This window comes from Methylomonas lenta (assembly GCF_001644015.1).
GTDB classification, from domain to species: domain Bacteria; phylum Pseudomonadota; class Gammaproteobacteria; order Methylococcales; family Methylomonadaceae; genus Methylomonas; species Methylomonas lenta.
This window is the reverse complement of the sequence record NZ_LUUI01000056.1, coordinates 1-6173: the sequence shown is the minus strand read 5'-3', so window position 1 is coordinate 6173 and position 6173 is coordinate 1. Positions and strand designations below refer to the sequence as shown.

General features: G+C 43.4%; 6 protein-coding genes. 2 read left to right on the top strand and 4 right to left on the bottom strand.

All coding sequences use genetic code 11. From position 1 onward, the window contains the following. The coding region (locus tag A1359_RS04085) for an integrase core domain-containing protein (RefSeq protein WP_157200458.1) at nucleotides 1-518 on the top strand (518 nt) is incomplete at its 5' end. A 448-nt stretch (nucleotides 519-966) separates the two neighbouring features. On the opposite strand, the gene A1359_RS04080 is transcribed toward A1359_RS04085, so the two are convergent. The 3 genes from A1359_RS04080 to A1359_RS04075 all read right to left on the bottom strand — a co-directional run bounded on the left by A1359_RS04080 (nucleotide 967) and on the right by A1359_RS04075 (nucleotide 2320). Next, nucleotides 967-1416: a tellurite resistance TerB family protein gene (locus tag A1359_RS04080; protein WP_066978415.1), complete on the bottom strand. Its 450-nt coding sequence runs from the start codon at nucleotides 1414-1416 to the stop codon at nucleotides 967-969. Nucleotides 1417-1519: 103 nt separating this feature from the next. Further along, entirely contained in the window at nucleotides 1520-1663 is a 144-nt protein-coding gene (locus A1359_RS22235) for a hypothetical protein (RefSeq protein ID WP_157200457.1), read from the bottom strand. A 75-nt stretch (nucleotides 1664-1738) separates the two neighbouring features. Continuing rightward, nucleotides 1739-2320, bottom strand: a complete 582-nt coding sequence (locus A1359_RS04075) for an HdeD family acid-resistance protein (RefSeq protein ID WP_066978413.1) — start codon at nucleotides 2318-2320, stop codon at nucleotides 1739-1741. A 221-nt stretch (nucleotides 2321-2541) separates the two neighbouring features. Between A1359_RS04075 and A1359_RS04070 the strand changes: the two genes are divergently transcribed. Continuing rightward, nucleotides 2542-4452: a TIGR00341 family protein gene (locus A1359_RS04070; RefSeq protein WP_066978410.1), complete on the top strand. Its 1911-nt coding sequence runs from the start codon at nucleotides 2542-2544 to the stop codon at nucleotides 4450-4452. A gap of 166 nt (nucleotides 4453-4618) precedes the next feature. Here the strand turns inward: A1359_RS04070 and nhaD are convergent, their stop codons facing one another. After that, nucleotides 4619-5980 carry a sodium:proton antiporter NhaD gene (gene nhaD / locus A1359_RS04065; RefSeq protein ID WP_157200456.1) on the bottom strand — a complete coding sequence of 454 codons (1362 nt, stop codon included), beginning with the start codon at nucleotides 5978-5980 and terminating at the stop codon, nucleotides 4619-4621. Nucleotides 5981-6173 lie beyond the last annotated feature (193 nt).

The window sequence follows — 6173 nt, the reverse complement described above, 5'->3', positions numbered from 1 at the left end:
TACGGGATATTTATTGGCGTGAAGGCCTGCAACCTGGGCAAGTCATCCTGCATTCCGATAACGGTAGCCCCATGAAAGGCGCCACCATGCTGGCCACCCTGCAACTGCTGGGCGTCATGCCCTCACTCAGCCGACCGGCGGTAAGCAATGACAATCCGTACTCGGAATCGCTGTTCAAAACCCTGAAATATCGCCCGCAATACCCGTTAAAACCGTTTGCCGATCTTAACGTCGCTCGTGAATGGGTGGCCGATTTAGTGCAATGGTACAACCATGAACATCGCCATAGCGCCATTGGTTTTGTCACCCCGGCCCAACGCCATGAAGGCTTGGACGAGGCACTGTTGAATCAACGCGATGCGCTCTATGAGCACGCCCGCAGTCAAAACCCTCGGCGCTGGAGTCAAAGTACCCGCAACTGGAATAGAATCCATACCGTGCATTTAAATCCAGATCATGCTGAAACCCAAAATAACTCGCCTCAGGAGGTCGTTAATCCGGACAAAATAGCCGCATAAAATTTTACATTGAGGCGACAACTAGCTTGAAATTTTCCGATACCACGCCATTAACTTATTTGAACATGGATCTTTTGGCACAACATAGCACCACCAATAAGCATATTTTATGTTTTACAGGTTTTATATTAAAAAACTCATTGACGATTAATAGTGGATAAATAATTACTCAAACATAATTAACCAGCTATTTCACAGAGCACTCATGAGCCGCGATCTTTCTACAGCCTGTATGAGTCGTGACATCGCACATCATGGGGTGGAAACCAGCAAGTTAACGAGGCTATTTCATTGCTGGTTTATTTATGAATAAGTACTTATATTGCAAAACAGCATACCCACCCGCTAATTTTAATGGGAATTCTGATACCTATACTTCAGGCCGAACTTTCATTAACGACAGGTTAAATAGTTAATCAGAGGTTATATGACTTACAGTTCGCGCAAACTATGCTGGGTGAACACGGTTCTTTGCCATAATAAAATCGATATGCGGCACATAGAGCAACCCTGCAATTTTTCTTACCAGATATTCTTCTTGGGCATCTAATTTGTCATCGACATAAGCAATTCGCCAAAGAGACTCAATTAACTGAATTTTTTGTTCCAAGCTACATTGCTTATTAATCAACGAAGTAAATTCAAAATAATCAGTCGCCTGCTGTCTTTGTTTTTCGGCAGATGCAATCAAAGTCTCGGCTTGTTCGGCAGTAAAAGAAAAACAGCTTTGAACCAAAGACAAAATCAAACTACGCTCTTTTGACTCGCATACATCATCCATCACCATCATTTCCATAAATAAAGCCACGCTTGCAAGTTGCAATTGTTCTTCTGTTGTATCTTCAGGCAATGGCAGCGCGAGATGTTGTTCAAAAAAAAGTTTGATCTGGTTAAGCATATAAGGTCTTCCTATTTGGTTTTAGATTGCGAATATAACCACAGAGGACTGTACAACGCAAACACATCCAGTTTCAACGAAAATGACTGTGTAATGAGCGATTTTACATACCTAGAAAAAGAATGATTTCTGCCAAGGATAGACCTTTTGCGTCGCAGGCCTGATACTGCAGCAGCGCTTCAGTCGCCATCGACTTGGCGTGCTCTGCACCCAAAGGTGGGAATAAGGTTTGCGACTCATTTTTCATAATGGATGAGCTATTGCCATTTCAGAAAAAGCACACTATGCATATCCCTACACCGTTGGATCAGCGAATTAAATGTTATTGATAGGTTTTATGATGCAAGCTGATATTAACCAATGTGATACCGATAAAAATCATATTAATACCCACCAACAAACCCAGTACCCAGGTTGAACTACCATGCCAGCCTGCCCAAACTACCATTGCCAAGGCCAGCGATGTAATACCAGTCAGCAAGAGTCCACCCCAGCGGGCTAGCGGATAAACCATATAAGACAGATAAACTTTTGCCATGCCATCCAAGGCAAAAAAGATAGTCAGTAAAAAAGTCAGCGTCATGACGCCTTGCGTGGGTGCCGATATTAAAAAATATCCGATCACAGCCTGTAAAATGCCACCAGACAACCACAAGCTAAAACCTGGCATCTTGATCATATTCAGGGCTCTGATGACTTGAGCCATACCACCGACCAATAGCAACCAACCCAGCATGAGCTCAATGCCTATACTAAATATTCTGGGAATAATGATCGCTGTGACACCCAAGGCGATAAAAAACAACCCTTCTGCCAGAAATAATTTCCAATGTTCGCGTAGATTTTTTTTTATAATTTGGCGAATTTCTTCTGGCCCCACATGAATATTAAATTTTTCAGTCATAATGTTTTTCATCGATTAGGAGAATATGAATTAAACTGGAAATGAAAGAATTAAATCCAGTTGCTATTCGATTGTAATCTTACCATCCTTGGCAATATAGACAAAATCCCCCATATGCATGAAACATAAGAGAATAAGTGTCTTCGAAAACCCTTAGCGCTGCCGCATAACCTTTGTGTAGCAGAGCAAAAACTAATATCTCAATAGAGGCAGATCAAAATATGGCAATCATCGAGACAGGCTGGCTAATCCATAAACCCGAACAAAAACATTTATTGCCCCATGCCCTGGATTGTGCAGAACATTTGGGCGCAACACTAGAAGCTGTTGAATTAGAACGTTTTGTTGCCGAAGCTCCACGTTATCTGGCCCAAACATCTCATGTGATTGCCCTGTTAGAAAGCTCGGATCTAGGGACTTTATTACAAATGGCGCATCAGCATGACTTTTCGGTCGGTTTACTACCTGTGCATCCAAAATCCAAAGTTTGTCGTTTATATCAGATACCGACCAAAATGGAAGATGCCATGCCGATTGCCTTGGATAGTGAAAAAGGCACGCAACTGGATTTGCTGTTATGTAACGGTGAAGTTGTGTCCTGGCTAGTGACTTTCGGTGATGTGCCGCTGATTGAATTACGCCATATGGCAGACAATCAAGCCCTGTTATGGCAGCGGTTAAAGGCAATGCCTGCCGATCTGATGGCCGTATTACGCTTAAAACCGAAGACTGTTCTGATAACGACTGCAAAAGGCCATAAAATAAAAACCGCCATCGTCGGTGCTTTGGTGATTGAAAACGACATCGAATCCTTAGCCGAACATTTTGCCAACGAAACGGTAGTCAACTCGAACGGTAAGCTATCCGCCGTTTTAGTCGCGCCGTCGTCTATCATGGATTATTTAAGTTTTTTTCTATCGGTTTTGTCGCCCAATCCTCGCTTATCCCGCTCCATAGGCTATATAGAAACCGCCAGTTTATCTCTGGAAAATAACGAAGAAATTCATTATTACATTGATGGCCAGCCGCGTAGCACAAGTCAACTGAAATTTAACATCATACCCAAAGCCGTAACGGTAAAAGTGGGACAAAAGTTTTTAGTCGCACCAGCAACAACAGATGCTAGCAAGGAAATCATCAAGACTAAAACCTTGCCGCAAAGCGAAGAACGTTTAACAACGCTGAAACAACATCTGCCCTTATTTTCCATTGCCCAAGAGGAAGATTTTAAGGAAACCTTTGTGTTATTGAGAGACTATGCCTGTTTTTCGATGCCTTTTGTATTACTGATGATGCTAAGCACTATGCTGGCAACATTAGGTTTGTTTCTAAACAGTACCCCTGTCGTCATTGGTGCGATGATTTTAGCGCCTTTAATGGGGCCTTTGGTCTCCATGTCCATGGGCATCCTGCGAAACGATAACAAACTATTGATGGCTGCTTTACAAGTGCTTACTTTAGGCACGGGCTTGACCTTGTTAGTAGCCGCAGTCACCACGTTCCTTTTACCTTACGAACAGGCGACAAACGAGATATTGAGCCGCTTGCAACCCAATTTATTGGATTTGGGCGTCGCCGTTGTCTCGGGTATTGCCGCAGCCTATGCGCATGCCAGAGAAAGCATTCAAAAAAGCTTACCCGGTGTTGCTGTGGCAGTTGCCTTGGTGCCGCCGGTCTGTGTAATGGGCGTAGGTATAGGTTGGTTTGACTGGAACATTATCAGTGGTGCCGGCTTATTATTTTTAACCAACTTGGTGGGCATTACCCTAGCCGGTACTTTAACCTTTCTTTGCCTTGGTTTTGCCCCTGTCATCAAGGTCAATAGAGGTCTTGGGTTTTCTGTACTTTTGACAGTTTTAATCAGTATTCCCTTGTATAAAGCTTTAGAAAATACAGTGGTTTATCAACGCATGGAAAAAAGCATTAGCACCAAAACTTATGAAGTCAACGGTAAAACACTACTATTAACAGATGTTTCAGCAGCACCAGATGGCGATAAAATCAAAATTTTGGGTCAGTTACACAGTTCTGAACTGATTCTGGCTAATGATATCGCCGGCTTGCGCGATATCATTGGCGAGCAGTTGGATAAGTCGATAGTTTTAGATGTTTCATTAAGATTGGTGCAATAAAATTTAGAAATCAGTCTCGACGGGACATTTAAACCATAACTTCCCGCCATCCAAGCACGTCATGCCGGCATACCCTCTGGGGCTGCCGGCATCCAGGTCACATCGATGTGTAAGGCCTTCAGTCATCCATGACTTCTGGGTTCCGGCTATTCCTAGTTGTAACCCACTAACCGTTGATTAAATAATGCACAACGATGCTGGCTATATAACCCGCTGCAATGACAGGCGTCCATTTCAAGTGACTGAAAAATGTATATTTCTGGTTGGATTGCCCCATCAACGCTACCCCGGCTGCAGAACCAACCGAGAATAACGAGCCGCCAACACCCGCAGTCAGGGTTATCAACAGCCATTGATATAAATCCATATCCAAATTCATACTCAATACGGCAAACATAATCGGAATATTATCAATCACTGCCGAAATCACGCCCACCAGAATATTGGCAGTGGTGGCGCCCAAGCCGTCGTACAAGGCTGCCGACAGTAACTCCAAATAGCCTATATAACCCAGTCCGCCGATGGCAAACACCACCCCAAAGAAAAACAACAAGGTATCCCACTCGGCGGCTTTTACTTTGCTAAAAATATCGAAACGCTCGCTAGCTTCTACGGTATATCGCACTTTTAGGCTATAGCCATACAGCATAAGAACAGAAAGCCCTAACATCATGCCCATAAAAGGCGGCAAATGCAGGAATTGCTTAAAACAAACCGCCGATATGATGGTTAATACGAACAAGCCACAAATTTGCAGCGCACCGGGCTTTAATATAACGGCTACTTCATTGTTTGCCTTGGGTTGTAAGTCAGGGATGGCTTGCGCCATAAAAAATGCAGGTACGGCATAATTAACCACGGAGGGGATAAACAATTTGAAGAAATCAAAAAACTCGGCGTGACCGGCCTGCCAAACCATTAACGAAGTAATGTCGCCAAACGGGCAAAACGCGCCTCCTGCATTAGCAGCGACCACCAAGTTAACAAAACTGACTGACACGAACTTTTCGTTGTCGGCACCCACCGCTAATACCACTGCGCCCACTAATAATGCCGAGGTCAGATTGTCGGCCACAGACGATAAAAAGAACGTAATGATGCCGGTTATCCAAAACAATTGCTTGTACCCGAACTGTTTGCGGGTTAACCAAGATCGCAAGGCATCGAATACATTGCGTTCAGACATGGCATTGATGTAGGTCATGGCGACCAGTAAAAACAACATTAGTGCGGCATATTCTTCTATATCATGTTCAAAGGCTGCGAGTAATTCTTCATTCGACACACCTGCTTCTTTAGCTAATATCGCCACATGCCCCCATATTACTGCCGCAGCAAATATCACAGGTTTAGATTTACGCAGATGGGTAAATTCTTCCGTCATCACAAAGCCATAAGCCACCATGAAAAGCAAAACGGTATAGATGCCTCGTTCAGTGCCGGTTAACCCTAGGTTATTTAATTCCTCCGCTAAGGCTATTTCCGGTAAAAAAAGCAAGCCTGCAAAGGTCAACAGTAAGTGCAGCATGATCATTTCCTCAATATCAATGTTTCGGACATTATTTATAAAAACAAGCGGTATGTTTTAAAGTCTAAATCTGCATGATGTTTACTCACCATTTGAATAAAAGAGCACACTGTCGTGCCATAAGATTTATTTAACATCCTAAGGATTTCGCCATAAATAACTTCCGCTTATGGCTCCCATGCTCTGCGTCAAT